A 15,261-nucleotide genomic window follows, 5' to 3' on the forward strand; every position below is an offset into this window, starting at 1 on the left:
ACCTCAGTAATAGACCTTGGGCACGGTCAGGTCGGTGGGTGAAATCTCGGTGCCGACCCATTTGGTGAACAACTCGTTGTAGCGGCCGCTGCGCACCTGCTGATTGACGAACAGGTTGAGGTAGTTGAGCAGGCCATACTCGTTGCGCTTGGCGCCCAGGGACACGTAGTCGATGGTGTATGGCGCGTTACCGGCAATTTTCAGGTTCTTGTATTTGCCCGACTTGATGGTGGCGGCGGCCACGGTGTTGGTGACCACGGTGGCGTCGATGTGGCCCTGGGCGACCGCCAGCAGCGTGTCGTTCTGCGACTGATAAGCGCGGAAGGTGCCAGTGCCCCAGTTCTTCACGTCTTTTTCCAGGGCGATGGCTTCATAGGTGCCGCTGGTGTTGCCCAAGGCTTTGCCTTTGATATCGGCGAAGCTGTTGATGCCGGTGTTGTCGCGGGTCAGCACCACCATCTGGAAGGCAAAGTACGGCACGGTGAGGCCGACGGTTTTGGCCCGTTCGAGGGTGTCGGAGGTGGACGCGACAATCACGTCGGCGCGCCCGGAGACCAGCGCCGGAATTCGATCGGGGAAGGGCGTTTCAACCACTTCGGCGTCGACCCCGAGGATTTTCGCCAGGTCGCGGCAGTAATCCACGTCGAAACCGGCCGGGTTGTTACCTTCATCGCGAAAACCCATCGGCGGGAAGTCCAGGGTCACGGCACAGCGCAGCTTGCCCGAACCAATAATGTCGTCGAGCTTGTCGGCCTGGGCTGTGGCGATAAAGGACGTACTGAGAACAGCGCTGAGGGCTACGGCAAATGCGGGGTTTTTCATAGAGGCCTCGTTGTCGGAAAGTGCTGTTGGATATCGTATTGGGGATTTCGTATACGATATGTGATTAGCAATGAGCGTGCCTGTTTCCGAGCTGCGGCGAGAATTATTCGCCAAGCCTTGAGCTAAAGGTCTTACAAGATTGTGGGAGCAGGATGTAGGAGAAGAACGACTCGGCGGGCCGTATCAGGCGGTGTTACAGAAGGGAGCAATGGGAACGCCGGACGCCCCTTAAAGGAACACTCGCCCGGGCTCAGCGACGGCTTTCGCGATACTGACTTGGCGCCAGACTGGTCAAGGCGCGGAACTGCCGGCTGAAAGCGCTGTGGTCGGTGTAACCGCAGCGCAGGGCAATCTCGGTGATGGGCAGGTCGGTGTGCAGCAACAGTCGGGAGCCTTCTTCCAGGCGCGCCTTGTGAATCATCTGTCGTGGGGTGAGCTGGAAAACCCGTTTGCAGTGGCGCTCCAGTTGCGCCACGGAAAACCCGGCGATCGCTGTCAGTTCGGCGAGGCTGATCGGACGGGCGAAATGGCTGCGGATATGCGCGTCCACCGCTGCGAGTTTCTGGAAGGCCGGATGGCTGGACTGTGGCGCTTGCAGGTCGCGAGAGATGCCGGCCAGACCGACAATCTGACCTTGCAGGTCACGCAGCGCGAGTTTGTGGGTCAGGCACCAGACCGGTTGGTTGCCGTAATACAGGTGCAGTTCGAGTTGGTCGGCCAGTTCTCGGCCAGTGGACAGCACCCGCCGATCCTGCTCGGTGTACAGCGGGCCGAAGCGCTCGGGAAAGACCATGTCGGCGGTGCGCCCGAGCAGCTCGTCACTGTGTTTGAAGCCGCAGCGCCGGGCCAGGGTCTGGTTGACGAAGGCGTAGCGGGCCTCGCTGTCCTTGATGAAAAACACCACGTCCGACAGGGTATCGAGCAGCGCCGCGATCGGCTGCAGACTGCTCAGCAGGGTGGGCAGGTCGCAGGGTTTGAAGGTAGTGAGCGAGGCATACATGGCGCAGGGCGTCTGAAGGCAATGCCCCGGATCATAAAGACTCGGCGACGGAGCCGAAAGCCCCGGGCCGGCATTCAGGCCGGTGGGGTGTCGTCCAGGCACAGCAAGGTCTCGATCCGCGCCGGACTGAACGGTGGCCGTGGCGCCGAAGGTTGCCAGCCGAACAGGTGCTGCAACGCGCCGCCACACACCCGGCCCTGGCAAGCGCCCATGCCGCAGCGACTGGCCAGTTTGGCCTCGCGCCAGCCAGTGTGCCCGGCGAGCGCTGCGTAAGGCACGTCTTCGCAGCGGCACACCAAGGTGTCGGGTTGTGCCAGCGACTTGAGTTGCGGGTCGAGGGTGAATGCTTTGTTGAGGGCGTTGGCGAAACCCTGCCAACGTGTACGACGCGGCCACAATGCTCGGGCCGAATCAAGGTCGCCGACGGCGGCGTGGCCAGCGATGGCGCCTTCGACCAATGCCAGTTCACTGCCACCGAAACCGGTGCATTCACCCGCCGCGTAATGATCAGCGCGGCGAGTGTTCTGCCAGGCATCGACGGCAATCGCCTGATTTTCAAGTTCGCAGCCGAGGGCTTGGCCGAGTTGGGTGTTGGGTATCAGGCCGAAGCCACAGGCCAGGCGATCACATTCCAGTTCGACGATTTTTCCTTGCTGTTGCAGGCGCACAGCTTCCAGCCGCTCATTGCCCAGGGCGGCCAGTACATGGGTCCCGGGACGGTAATGGCGGTCGAACAACGTGACCGATTGCATCAGCTTGTATGGCCAGCGTGGCAACTGCGCGGCGAAACCGGCGACGGCGACCGCGCTGGCCTGCTCGGCGATGCGCAGCACCCGGGCGCCGTTGTGTTTTGCGGTGGCGGCGCTGGCCAGCAATAACGGTCCGCTGCCGGCAATCACAATGCGTTCGTCCTGCACCGGCAGCCCGCCCTTGATCAATGCCTGGAGGCCACCCACGCCAGTCACGCCGGGCAGCGTCCAGCCGGGGAAGGGCAGCAGCAATTCGCGGGCGCCGGTACACAGAATCAGTTTGTCGTAACCGATCAGCCAGCCACGATCAGCGTCTTCGACCAGCAGTTGTTTCGGCCCGGCGCTGGAAATCACCCGCGTGCCGGAGTGGCGGTAGATGTTGCTGCACGCCTCGAGTTGCTCGCGCATCTGACGCGCTGTATTCGGCAGGTTGGCCTGAGGGCCATCACGCCAGATTTGCCCGCCCGGCAGCGGGTTGTCATCGAGCAGGACGATGCGCGCACCGCTTGGCGCTGCGGCGAGCGCAGCGGCCATGCCGGCGGGACCACCGCCGATGATCAGCAGGTCGGCGTATTCGCTCATGCTTGAGTCTCCACGTGCATGCCGTCACGGCACAGCGTCTGACAGGCCAGGCGCCGGCGACCGTCGATGGTCACCCGGCATTCCTGGCAAATGCCCATGCCGCACAGCGGTGCGCGGCGTTGGCCACTGACCGAGGTGCGCGCGCAGCCGTCGCCGCTCAGGGCCAGTGCAGCAGCGACGCTGGTGCCTTCGGCGACCCGCAGGGTACGTCCGTCGAGCATCAATTCAGGCATAAACGGGCTCCCCGAGAAAACGTTGCGGCAGATACGGTTGCGCGGCCAACGGCGGCGTTTCGTCGAACAGCTGCGCGACCAACAGGTCGGCAGTGCCGGGTGCGGTCGTCACGCCAAGGCCCTCGTGACCGACCGCCAGCCATAAGCCTTTGCGTTGCGGGTGCTGGCCCACCAGCGGCAAGCCGTCGGGGCTGGCAGCGCGAAAACCGGTCCAGGCGCGGATACCGTTGAGCTGAGCCAGACCCGGCATGTAATCGGTGGCACGCCGGAGCATTTTCGCCAGCATCCAGCCCTCGACTTGCGGGTCGGTGGTGCCGAATTGGCGTGAGGCGCCGATGAACAGTTGCCCGGTTGGCCGCGGCTGAATGTTGCAAGCCGTCGAAGGGCCGCTGGCGTTGTGGGCACTGGTGACGTAACCGAGTTCCACCAGGGTGTGAGTGACCTTGCCGGGGTAGCGGTCGGTGATCAGCAAGTGGCCTTTCTTCGGCTCGATCGGCAACTCCGGGCACAGCGCGTTGGCCTGGACGCCGTTGGCCAGAATCACCGCTTCGGCGCTTAGCCAGTGACCGTCGTCGAGGCGCACACGGTTGCCATCGACTTCGCTGACCCGCGCCCGACGTTGGCTGATGTTCGGTGTGTCGAGCATCCAATTGGCGGTTGCCGGCGCATACAGAATGCCGTCGCCATTGATCAGCAGGCCGCCTTCCAGACCCTCGCGCAGTTCCGGTTCGCGCTGGTGCAAGGCACTGCTGGAGATCAATTCGCAGGCCACGCCTTGGGCCTGCAAATTCAGGTATTTACTGTGGGCGACGGCCATTTCTTCGGCATTGGCCGCCAGCCAGAGGGTGCCGTTGCAACGGTAAGCGCAGCCGTCGGGCAGGGCCGGCGCCAGTTCGCGCCAGCGTTGCAGGGAGTATTGACTGAGGGCCAGTTCGGCCGGGTTGTCGTCCAGGACCAGCAAGTGGCCCATGCCCGCCGCCGTAGCGCCGGGCAGGCCGGCGTCCAGTACCAGCACGCGCAAGCCGCGTCCCGCCAGCGCCTGGGCACACGCGGCGCCGATGATGCCGGCGCCGATCACGATCACATCGGCCACCCGGCCCTCGTTCACGGACGAATGCCCCAGGCGAACGGGTCGTCCTGTTCGATGATCAGGCTGGCTTCGGCGCTGATAAAGGCGCGGCCGCGAATGGTCGGCACAATGCGTTCGCCCTGAAGTTCGTAGGAACCCTCGAATTCGCTGCCGATGACGCTGGCCTGACGCCAGATCTGTCCCGGCTGCAATTTGTCGTCGGCCGCCAGGCACGCCAGTTTGGCGCTGGTGCCGGTGCCGCAGGGCGAGCGGTCGTAGGCCTTGCCGGGGCAAAGGACGAAGTTGCGGCTGTCGGCCTGCTCGTCATCGGCGAACAGCTCGACATGGTCGATCAAGCCGCCGTCTTCGCCGCGAATACCCTGAGTTTCCAGTGCTTGCTGCACGGCGAAGGTGTAGGCGGTCAGCGCATCGAGGTTATCGCCGGCAATATGCAGACCGTGCTCGGCGATCAAGAAGAACCAGTTGCCACCCCAGGCAACATCGCCGGTCACTTGACCGATCCCCGGCACGTGCAGCGATAGCGCTTTGCGGTAACGGTAGGCCGGCACGTTGCGCACGCTGACCGAATGGTCTTCATGCAGCGTCGCTTGCACCGTGCCCACCGGGGTTTCGATGCTGTGCACCCCGGGGCCGATCTTGCCCAGATGCGCCAGCGAGGCCACCAGGCCGATGGTGCCGTGGCCGCACATGCCGAGGTAACCGCTGTTGTTGAAGAAAATCACGCCGGCACAGGCGCTAGGGTCCACCGGCTCACAGAGCAGGGCGCCGACCAGCACATCGCTGCCTCGGGGTTCCAGCACGCAAGCGGCGCGCCATTGATCATGCTGTTCGGCCAGCCGCTGTCGACGCTCGGCCATGCTGCCGTTGCCCAGGTCAGGAAAGCCGGCGGTCACCAGGCGGGTCGGTTCGCCGCCGGTGTGGGAGTCGATCACGGTGATGCGTTTCATGGGATGGCCACGTCCGTTCAGATGAGTGAACGAAAGAGTGGCCTGTAGAGAGGGGTGTCGGCTTGATGGTTTTATCCAGTGCCGATGACGAAATCGGCACAGTGCGGCGAGCGGTCAGTGGTGGTGAGGCAGGTGTTCGAACAGGGTTTTGCAGACGCCGGCGATGTGCTCGTCGAGCAACTTCACCGCCAGGTCCACGTCACCGGCGCGGCAGGCCGCAAGGATTTCCCGGTGTTCGTGATCGGCGCGTTCCTTGCCGGCCGACAGGCTCATCTGCATGCGCAGGTAGCGCTCCAGCTTGTCGTTGACCGAGCGGATCAGGCCGACCAGAAACGGTCGTTGCGCCGGCTCGTAAAGGCAAGCGTGCAGTTCCCAGTTGAGCTCGGCCCAGCGGCCCACATCATCTTCGCCGATGAACTCCTGGCAGATGCGTTCGGCACGGGCGAAGGTTTCTTCGGTCATGTTCGGAATGGCCAGGCGCAGCACCTTGTCTTCGAGCAGCATGCGCACTTCGAACATTTGCGCCAGTTCTGCATCGGAAACCCGGGTGACCATCGCCCCGCGATTGCGCTGGAACATCACCAGGCCTTCGGCCTCCAGGCGCTTGAGGGCTTCGCGCACCGGAATCTTGCTGACGTTGAACTGGCGGGCAATGTCATCCTGGCGGATCGGCTCGTCCTCGGCGAAATGCCCGGCGACGATGGCGTCACGCAGATGACGGGTGATGATTTCCGACGTCGAAGGCGAATTGCCAAGGTCGGGAGCGTTGAGTTTGGTCAGGGCCACGGTCGTGATCGTCAGGATTGAATTGCAGATAGGGTATACGAATTTGAACTGGCTGGTCTTCGGCGATGGCCAGAACCTCCAGCCACCGTCTACCCGCCATCAACGTTCGGGAAGGTTCCAGCTCTCGCGGACTTGCTCATAGTCTGCTTCGGGCATTTGAACCAGCAGAGGGGACTGGCGAGGATCCAGCCAATCGAACAAGCGAGAAACATCCGCTGGGTCCATGGCGGTGCAGCCCAGCGTCGGCGAGGTGGGGCCGCGCCAGATGTGGAAGAAAATGCACGAGCCCGAGGTGGGGGACGCTGGCGTATTGTGCTCGATGAAAATGCCTTTTCGATAGGTGTCGTCATCGCGACGCATCTGTTCGGAGCTGTCCCAGTCTTTCGAAACAGCCGCTCCGTCGACCAGCTCGTTATAGCGCGTGGAGTGGCTGTCATCCACGCATTCGATGGTCGGGGTGAGTGCCAGGTAAGGCAGTCTGGTGTCGGCCGTGCTGTCGTAGCCAAACGCGGTTCCCAGTTTGAACACCCCGGCAGGTGCTTTGCCGTCACCTTCACGTTTGACCGGACCTACGCGTTGCTCAACGCTGCTCAGGCCCTTGCCCCACGCCAGACCGCTCTTGCCGACCACCACCGGAAACGCCCCTTCGTATTTTCGAAAGCCGTTGTCTTGTCGCTCATAGCGCTGGGCAGTGCCCTGAATGTCAGTCCAGTTTTTTGTGGTGACCACAATCAGCTGATTGGCGGTGTCGAGAACATCGCGTGCACCCAGCGGCGTGATGGGGAAGTCCATGACATTCTTCGGCGAACCGTCACCGCTGTAGGTGAAGTGCCACCATTCCTTGGAATACCCGATAAATCCTTCTTTCTCCATGGCCCTGCTGAGCTTCTGGCGATTGTCCCTGGCGGCAGCGCTGATCGTCGGGTTGTCGGTATGTGCGCGCTCATCGAAGCAATCGAACCCCGTGCCCATGTCGAGCGCGCCGTCGCGCCAACGCTGGCCATAAGGGGCGGTGCAATCGACTTGTCCGGCTGAAGGGGTCCAGGTATCGGCGGGCAGGGCATCCGGGCCGGTCAGTGTCAGGTCCACGGTTGAGCCTTTGGAGTGGTTCGACACCCGGGCCACGTAGCCCAGGCGCCAGAAATCCTGCTTGTCCACGCGCGGATAGAACTCGGCCTTGCGCGGGTCACCCAGCTCCGACGCAAAGCGCCCCATATCGGCAACGGCACGGCTCGGTCGATAACAGTCAAACACCTTCAAACCGTAGCCCTGCGCCCGCAGGGCCGTTTGTACCCGAGCGAGGGCCTTGGCGGCGTCCAGCGATAACAGGCACTGTGGCGCGGCGTAACCGTCGAGTGGGTGCCCGGTGAAGTTGTGAGCGCTGGCATAGCGAATGTCTTGCTCGATGCCCGGCTCAATCGTGCGCAGATACACCATGTTCTCGGGTCGTGTCTCTGCACCGGCGATGCCGGGCACGACAATGCTCAGGCACAGGATCCATCGCCGCCAGGTCCGCGTGAGCCTGTTTGGCTGATCCATTGCGCAACGAGGGTGGTTTGATCTGCCAAACAGGGTTTTGGACGATCGAATGTCCAAGGCTCGCCTCTCATATGATTTTTTACGCTTTCTTTACGGTGGTCATTTTCGTCCCACACGATACTGGCCGCGTTTTTTAACGTCTTCGTTACGTATAGCACTTCACCTCTTGGCTAAGCGAGGTGTCAACCAAGGTCATCAATAACCGTTTGAATCAATGCCTCTTTACGGCCGCCTGTCTCAAACGGCCTCGGGGAGCCGTCTCGCTCAAGGATGGCATGCACTTTCTCCCCCTTCATTCAGAGAGTCTACCGTGAGCGAAACAACGTCCGTTGCACATGAAAATTCTCAAGCCAAAACGTCAGGTGCAGGCTTGCTCGTCGCCGCTGTCGGGGTGGTTTACGGGGACATTGGCACCAGCCCCCTCTACACGTTGAAAGAAGTATTTTCCGGTCACTACGGCGTTCAGGTAAATCACGACGGCGTGCTAGGCATTCTGTCGTTGATTTTCTGGTCGCTGATCTGGGTGGTCTCGATCAAATACGTGCTGTTCATCCTTCGCGCCAACAACCAGGGCGAAGGCGGGATTATGGCGTTGACGGCTTTAGCCCGCCGCGCGGCAACACCTTATCCGCACTTGAGCAAGGTACTGGTTCTGCTGGGCCTGTTCGGTGCGGCGCTTTTTTACGGGGACAGCATGATCACCCCGGCTATTTCAGTGCTCTCTGCGGTTGAAGGACTTCAACTGGCGTTTGACGGAATAGAACACTGGGTTGTGCCCTTGTCAGTGATCGTGCTGGTGGCGCTGTTCTTGATCCAGAAACACGGCACGGCTCGCATCGGGATCCTGTTCGGGCCAGTGATGGTGCTGTGGTTTGTAGTGTTAGGTGCTTTGGGGATCCATGGCATTTTGCAGCGCCCGGAAGTCTTGCAAGCGCTCAACCCATACTGGGGCGCTCATTTTTTCATCGCGCATCCGGGGATCGGCGTGGCCATCCTGGGTGCCGTCGTGTTGTCATTGACCGGTGCTGAAGCGCTGTATGCGGACATGGGGCACTTTGGTCGAAAACCGATTTCTCGTGCCTGGTTCATTCTCGTGTTGCCCGGTTTGGTGCTCAACTACTTTGGCCAAGGCGCCTTGATCCTGGGAAACCCGGAGGCTGTGCGCAATCCGTTCTATTTGCTGGCGCCTGAGTGGGCACTGTTGCCGATGGTCGCGCTCTCCACACTGGCTACCATCATCGCGTCTCAAGCCGTGATTTCCGGTGCTTTCTCCCTGACTCGCCAGGCCATCCAGCTGGGTTACGTCCCTCGCATGTTTATCCAGCACACCTCCAGCCAGGAGCAGGGGCAGATCTACATCGGCACGGTTAACTGGGCGTTGATGGTCGGTGTCGTGTTGTTGGTGATCGGTTTCGAGTCGTCCAGTGCTTTGGCCGCAGCGTATGGTGTCGCTGTGACGGGGACCATGCTGATCACAACCCTCTTGTCTTCGGCTGTCGTGCTGCTCTTGTGGAAAACCCCGCGCTGGTTGGCCATCCCGATGCTGCTCGGATTTTTGCTGGTAGACGGTCTGTATTTCGCCGCCAACGCGCCGAAGATTTTTCAGGGCGGTGCGTTCCCGGTGATTGCCGGCATCGGTCTGTTCATTTTGATGACGACCTGGAAGCGGGGCAGGAAAATTGTGGTTGAGCGGCTGGATGAAACCGCGCTGCCTCTGCCGCTCTTCATCAGCAGCATCCGTACGCAGCCTCCTCATCGCGTACAAGGCACGGCGGTGTTTCTGACGGCCAGGGCCGATGCCGTTCCTCATGCGCTGCTGCACAACCTGTTGCATAACCAGGTTTTGCATGAACAAGTCGTGTTGCTCACGGTAGTGTCTGAAGACAGCCCTCGCGTCAGTGCTGACAGAAGGTTTGAGGTCGAAGCCTATGGTGAAGGCTTCTTCCGGGTCAGTCTGCACTTCGGGTTTATCGAGGAGCCGGATGTTCCCCTGGCCTTGAGTCTCTGTCACTTGGCCGATCTGGATTTCAGTCCGATGCGCACGACCTATTTCCTCAGCCGAGAAACAGTCATTGCGACCAAGCGCATGGGTATGGCTCGTTGGCGAGAGAGCCTGTTTGCCTTTTTACTCAAGAATGCCAACAGCAATCTGAAGTACTTCAAATTGCCGCTCAACAGGGTGATAGAGCTGGGCACACAGGTCGAGATGTAGCGATAAACGAGGCTGTTGACTCCAGCATCTGGACGGCGACCCGCGCTGTTGAATAGATCAGCTGTCAGGGGAAATGATCGAGTCCGGGCCAGGCTCAGCAGCCAGTTTCAACCGGTCAGCTTTACTAATGTATTTAGACTTACTGGCCGGTGCCAATTTGGCACTGGCCTTTTTTGCGTGAGCCTTTAACAACTGCTGTATTTTTTTACGACGATTCATGTTTTCTGCTCGGTTTGTAAACTCTTCAATGATGGCAGAGGTTGGTGCACGAAGCCTAGGGCGTGAAACAGGGCTTCACTGCGTCTTCCATGACTAAGATGACATCGGCCAGCGAATATCCGCTGGCCCGATGGGGCTACGTACGTTCGAGCTTGTGTCTCTCAGGCAAACGCAGCCTCGACAAATGCCTCCAACGCCTTGTCTTCCAGGATCTCTATAGAGAAGTGCCCGAAGCGCTTGGGCAACCAGATGATGCGTGTCCCGGACGGGGATAGCAGGTTCTCGCGGGCCAACGGCGCTCCGTTTTCATCTTCTGGCTGAACGCCGGCGACCATCAATTCGTCATAGGCCTTCTCGATGTCCGGTGTCGAGTAGCAGTGGCGATAAATCATCCCCTCGCCCGAGGCGTCCAACAGTTCCTTCAGGTTCCCCGCCAACGGCTGAACCAACATGAAACGCTCTTGGCCGATCAGCGCAATCGCGTAGCGCACATGCAGACCACCTCGCTCCCAGACGAGCGTTTTGGAGATTCTGGCTTTCAGTATCTGTGCGTAGTAAGCACAGGCTTCCTCCAGATTCTTGACCAATATATCGACGTGACTGAACTTCAATTCCATTGCATGCCTCCTGCCGGCCCTGCGCCCTGTTGATCCATGGGTACTGATCCTGGGATTGCCCAGTCACAGACTGAGGTGAGCATGCCATTAACGCCCTCTCTTGCGTTGCAATGATCCTTTAAAAAATCGCAGCCTGGCGAGAGCAAGCGCCCTCGCCACAGAGTCAACGTCACGCGTAACTAGCAATCAGCTTCCAGCCTGTCTATTCAACGCCGCTTCCGCCGCCGCGATTTCAGCCTGACGCTTGATGATCATGTCGCCTATCGGCGGCCCCTGGAAGCGTCGCGTTTCAAACCCGAACCAGACAATCGCCGTCAGCACCAGAAAACCGAGGGTGATGTACAGCGCCCAATCGTTTGGTGGCTGGATACCGATGACGAAAATAATCACCATCGAGAGGATCGAGAGGAGGGCGAACACTGTGTACCAGAAGCGTCCCATGTTCCACGGCCCCATGGTCGGCCATTTCGAAGTCCCGTAGGTAAACAGGCCCAGCACGATGGGAATGATGAAAGAGAAGAACAGGAAGATCACTGTGCAAGACACCACGATGGTATAGACCGGCGTTTCACCGATGGATATCACTGACGATCCCCAGACAAACAACACCGCAAGCGTGGCACCGGTCCAGATTGCTGCCACCGGGCTGCGAAGGGTCGGCGAGACCGAGGACAGCGCTTTGGAGAAGGGCAGGCCGCCGTCCCGGGAGAACGCGAAGATCATGCGCGAGACCGAGGTCACGGTCGCCAACCCGCAAAGGAATTGCGAGATGAAAATCGCCACGTACAGCGCCACTTTTACCGTCGGATTGACCTGGGTGTCCATGGCCCAGAAGAACACGCTCCAGCCTTGCTTCGCCGCCTCGTCCATGCTCGGCAGCATCAGCACGAACGAACTGAGCATGACCCAGCCGAACAGCAACGACCAGACCACCGACATGACCATGCCGCGGGGCACCGACATGGCGGCATTTCGGGTCTCTTCCGAGGTATGCGCGGAGGCGTCATAGCCAGTGATGGTATAGATCGGCAAGAGCAGGCCGAGCATGAAAACCCAGCCGTTCGACACCTGTGGCCAAACGCTGCCGCCAGCCTCGCCGGAATAGTTGCTGAAGGTCCATAACCGGGCGAACTCATAGCTGGGCGCCGAGATCAGGCAGACGACAGTCAGCGCGAGCGCCGTGGCGAAGATCAGATAGCCCGAGAAATCGGTGAGCTTCGCCGTCAGGCCGATACCCAGGTGATTACACAAGGCCTGGATGCCGGTCAGGATCGCCAGGAAAATCACCCGGGTCGTGGTGGTGTCTTCCATTCCCAGGGCGGGTCCGAAGGCACCGAAAAAGAAGTAATAGGTGCCGACGTTGATTGCACCGAGCACGGTAATCAACCCGAGTAAGTTGAACCATGCGGTCAGCCAGCCGGTGAAGCGGTTACCGAGAATCGAACCCCAGTGATAGAGGCCGCCAGCGGTGGGGTAGGCCGAGGAAATCTGCGCCATGGCCATGGCGAAAAATCCGGAGATCAGGCAACCGATCGGCCAACCGATGCCGATTGACGCACCGCCTGCACCTGAGGTCCCCTGAGCGAGTGAGTTGATACCACCCGAGAGGATGCAGATGATCGAAAAGGAAATGGCAAAGTTGGAGAAAACGCCCATGCGTCGCGAGAGCTCCTGGGCATAACCCATGCTGTGCAGCAGCTTGACGTCATCGTCTTGCGGCGCGCTCGTGCCAGGCTGGCTTGTTGGCTTCATGTTGTGTGCCCCTTCAGGTTTTGATACGCATCCACCCAGGTTTTCGGTGCCGGATGGGCTGGCCTTCAACCCCTTGTCGTACTGCTCCTTTTTCTAACGGATAAACCCCGTCCATGCTGCGCGTTCGCACTTTGGCCATGGACGGACAACTGCTCCTACAAACGGCCGTGGTATGCCGCTTCGAAAATTTCTGCCGCGCCATTTCGGGTCAGGGGCAGCGGGTTGCCACTGGCGCAGGGGTCGACAATTGCCATGTCCGCGATCAGGTCGGCCTGCCGGTCATCCACTCCCAGCTCAATCAGCGTATGGGGCACACCGATGTCCTTGCGCAACTTGAGGACGAAGGCCAGAAAACTGTCGAAGCCGGGCGAGGGCAGACGCAAATAAGCCGCCAGGCGGGTGATGCGTTCCTCGATGGCCGGGCGATTGAATTTCAGGACATAAGGCATGAAGGTGGCGTTGGTCATGCCGTGATGGGTGTCGTACAGGGCGCCCACCGGATGTGAGAGGGCGTGCATCCCGCCCAGGCCTTTCTGGAAAGCGGTAGCACCCATCGCAGCAGCTGCGAGCATTTCCGCTCGCGCCTCCAGGTCCGAGGGTGTGTGTACGGCTCGCACCAAGGCGTTGGCGACCAGGCGCATGCCTTCCACCGCAATCCCTTCGGCCATGGGATGGAAGCCGGGGGCGCAGTACGATTCCAGGCAATGCGCAAACGCATCCATGCCGGTACCCGCGGTGACCTTGGCCGGCATGCCGACGGTCAGGGCCGGGTCGCTGATGACCACACGCGGCATCATCTTCGGGTGGAAGATGATGCGTTTGGTGTGCGTACGCTCATCGATGATCACCGCGGCACGGCCCACCTCGGAGCCGGTACCCGCCGTGGTCGGCACCGCGATGATCGGGGCGATGCTGCCTTCGTCGGCGCGGGTCCAGTAGTCGCCGATGTCTTCGAAATCCCACACGGGTCGGGTCTGGCCGCTCATGAAGGCAATGAGTTTGCCCATGTCCAGGCCGCTGCCGCCGCCGAAGGCGACCACGCCATCGTGTTTGCCGGCGCGCCAGGCGTCGAGTCCGCCCGCCAGGTTGGCTTCGACCGGATTGGGTTTAAGGTCGCAAAACAGCGCGACGCCCAGGCCGGCGGCGCGCAAGGCGTCCACTGCCGAGAGGGTGATCGGGGCACGCGCCAGGCCACTGTCGGTGACCAGCAACGGTCGCTGGATCCCTTGGCTGCGGCAGATCTCGGCAAGTTCGGCGATGCGGCCGACACCGAAGCGGATGCTTGTGGGGTAATTCCAGTTCGCGGTCAGGCTCATGGCTTAGATCTCATGGCGCAAATGGAAGGATTTCGCGCGGGTCAGATGTTCATAACCCAAGCGCGACAGCGTGACGCCGCGCCCGCTGTTCTTCACTCCGGTCCAGGCCAGGGCCGGGTCCAGGTAATCGCAGCGGTTCATGAACACGGTGCCGGTGTCGATCTCGTTGCCCAGGCGTTCGGCGGCGCCAAGGTCTTGCGTCCAGATGGAAGCACTGAGCCCGAATTCACTGTCGTTCATCAAGGCAATGGCTTCATCGTCGCTGGCCACCGGCATGATGCCGACCACGGGACCAAAGCTCTCCTCGCGCATCACCGACATTTGATGGGTGACGTCGACTAACACTTGCGGCGCGAGGTAGGCGCTGCCCGGTGCGTCGGCGGGAAAGGTCTTTGTGTCGATCAGGGCCGTTGCGCCTTTTGACAGCGCATCGGCGATCTGCCCGCGGACGAAATCAGCCGCGCCCGGATTCACCAGCGGGCCAAGGGTGGTGGCTTCGTCGAGGGGGTTGCCCAGCACGTATTGGCGAGTCAGCGCGACGAAGCGTTCGACAAACGCCGGGTATATTTTTTCATCGACATAGATGCGTTCAACTGCGCAGCAGCTTTGCCCGGAGTTGAAATAGCTGCCATCCACCAAGTTTTCCACTGCGTGTTCGAGGTTGGCGTCTGCCCGTACGTAGGCCGGGTCTTTGCCGCCGAGTTCCAGGCCCACGCCGAGGAACCCCCCGACGGCAGCATGTTCCATGGATTTACCGCCCTCGACCGAGCCGGTGAAGTTGACTTGCTGCACGCGTCCAGAGGCAATGATCGCTCCGGTATAGAGATGACTCAGCAGCAGGTTCTGGAACAACCCTTCGGGCAGATGGGCGCGGCGAAAGGCCTCGGCGAACCGTTCACCCACCAGCAGCGTTTGCGACGCGTGTTTGAGGATCACGCTGTTGCCGGCCATCAGCGCCGGGATAATCGTATTCACCGCCGTCAGATAGGGGTAATTCCAGGGGGCGACGACCAGCACCGTACCCAACGGTTCGCGTTTGATATGGCGTCGAAAACCGGCAATAGGCGTGGGTTCAATCGCTGCCAACGCTTCAGGCGCAATGGCGATCATATGCCGGGCACGCTCTTCGAAACCGCGCAGTTCGCCAGCACCAAAGCGCACCGGACGGCCCATCTGCCAGGCCAGTTCCGGCACGATGTCAGCCTTCATGGCCAACATCGCGTCCACCGCGGCGTTGCAAAAAGCCGCGCGTTCGCTCAGTGGCCGGCGTTTCCATTGCGCCTGGGCGGCTTCGGCCGCCGCCAGCGCCTGGTCGATTTGCGCTGCATCGGCGCAGCGGCGTTCGGCATAGACCCGGCCATCGACCGGTGAGATGAGTTGAATCGTTGAAGTCATGA

At 60.9% G+C, this 15,261-nt stretch carries 14 protein-coding genes; 1 reads left to right on the top strand and 13 read right to left on the bottom strand.

Annotation, left to right across the window (positions count from 1 at the left end; translation table 11 throughout):
* Window positions 1-3: 3 nt before the first annotated feature.
* The 8 genes from PFAS1_RS24945 to PFAS1_RS24980 form a co-directional block, all read right to left on the bottom strand.
* Entirely contained in the window at window positions 4-822 is an 819-nt protein-coding gene (locus PFAS1_RS24945) for an ABC transporter substrate-binding protein (RefSeq protein ID WP_008157204.1), read from the bottom strand.
* Window positions 823-1,072: 250 nt separating this feature from the next.
* Window positions 1,073-1,822, bottom strand: a complete 750-nt coding sequence (locus PFAS1_RS24950) for an AraC family transcriptional regulator (RefSeq protein ID WP_074877194.1) — start codon at window positions 1,820-1,822, stop codon at window positions 1,073-1,075.
* A 74-nt stretch (window positions 1,823-1,896) separates the two neighbouring features.
* Window positions 1,897-3,153, bottom strand: coding sequence for an NAD(P)/FAD-dependent oxidoreductase (locus PFAS1_RS24955; RefSeq protein ID WP_076030928.1), 1,257 nt, complete (start codon window positions 3,151-3,153; stop codon window positions 1,897-1,899).
* Complete coding sequence (locus tag PFAS1_RS24960) at window positions 3,150-3,386, bottom strand: (2Fe-2S)-binding protein (protein ID WP_074877191.1); 237 nt, start codon at window positions 3,384-3,386, stop codon at window positions 3,150-3,152. Before PFAS1_RS24960 ends, PFAS1_RS24955 begins: the two co-directional genes overlap by 4 nt.
* Entirely contained in the window at window positions 3,379-4,494 is a 1,116-nt protein-coding gene (locus tag PFAS1_RS24965; protein WP_076030929.1) for an NAD(P)/FAD-dependent oxidoreductase, read from the bottom strand. The genes PFAS1_RS24960 and PFAS1_RS24965 overlap by 8 nt, the downstream gene beginning before the upstream one ends.
* The gene (locus PFAS1_RS24970; RefSeq protein WP_076030930.1) at window positions 4,491-5,423 is read right to left on the bottom strand and encodes a 4-hydroxyproline epimerase; all 933 of its coding nucleotides are present in this window, start codon (window positions 5,421-5,423) and stop codon (window positions 4,491-4,493) included. Before PFAS1_RS24970 ends, PFAS1_RS24965 begins: the two co-directional genes overlap by 4 nt.
* A gap of 114 nt (window positions 5,424-5,537) precedes the next feature.
* A complete protein-coding gene (locus tag PFAS1_RS24975) occupies window positions 5,538-6,209 on the bottom strand; it encodes a GntR family transcriptional regulator (protein WP_174553771.1) in 672 nt (223 codons plus the stop codon).
* A gap of 99 nt (window positions 6,210-6,308) precedes the next feature.
* Complete coding sequence (locus tag PFAS1_RS24980; protein WP_076030931.1) at window positions 6,309-7,748, bottom strand: M15 family metallopeptidase; 1,440 nt, start codon at window positions 7,746-7,748, stop codon at window positions 6,309-6,311.
* Between the two features lie 310 nt (window positions 7,749-8,058).
* Between PFAS1_RS24980 and PFAS1_RS24985 the strand changes: the two genes are divergently transcribed.
* The gene (locus tag PFAS1_RS24985; RefSeq protein ID WP_074877183.1) at window positions 8,059-9,960 is read left to right on the top strand and encodes a potassium transporter Kup; all 1,902 of its coding nucleotides are present in this window, start codon (window positions 8,059-8,061) and stop codon (window positions 9,958-9,960) included.
* Window positions 9,961-10,017: 57 nt separating this feature from the next.
* On the opposite strand, the gene PFAS1_RS24990 is transcribed toward PFAS1_RS24985, so the two are convergent.
* From PFAS1_RS24990 to PFAS1_RS25010, 5 genes are all read right to left on the bottom strand, one after another.
* Window positions 10,018-10,179, bottom strand: a complete 162-nt coding sequence (locus PFAS1_RS24990) for a DUF2986 domain-containing protein (RefSeq protein WP_074877181.1) — start codon at window positions 10,177-10,179, stop codon at window positions 10,018-10,020.
* Window positions 10,180-10,340: 161 nt separating this feature from the next.
* Window positions 10,341-10,796: a VOC family protein gene (locus PFAS1_RS24995; RefSeq protein WP_076030932.1), complete on the bottom strand. Its 456-nt coding sequence runs from the start codon at window positions 10,794-10,796 to the stop codon at window positions 10,341-10,343.
* 186 nt (window positions 10,797-10,982) lie between these two features.
* Entirely contained in the window at window positions 10,983-12,548 is a 1,566-nt protein-coding gene (locus PFAS1_RS25000; protein WP_076030933.1) for an amino acid permease, read from the bottom strand.
* Between the two features lie 155 nt (window positions 12,549-12,703).
* Window positions 12,704-13,864 (bottom strand): iron-containing alcohol dehydrogenase, encoded by a 1,161-nt coding sequence (locus PFAS1_RS25005; protein ID WP_076030934.1) that lies wholly within the window; start codon window positions 13,862-13,864, stop codon window positions 12,704-12,706.
* A 3-nt stretch (window positions 13,865-13,867) separates the two neighbouring features.
* Window positions 13,868-15,259 (bottom strand): aldehyde dehydrogenase family protein, encoded by a 1,392-nt coding sequence (locus tag PFAS1_RS25010; protein ID WP_076030935.1) that lies wholly within the window; start codon window positions 15,257-15,259, stop codon window positions 13,868-13,870.
* Window positions 15,260-15,261 lie beyond the last annotated feature (2 nt).

The sequence above is a fragment of the Pseudomonas frederiksbergensis genome (assembly GCF_001952935.1).
Classification (GTDB): Bacteria; Pseudomonadota; Gammaproteobacteria; order Pseudomonadales; family Pseudomonadaceae; genus Aquipseudomonas; species Aquipseudomonas frederiksbergensis.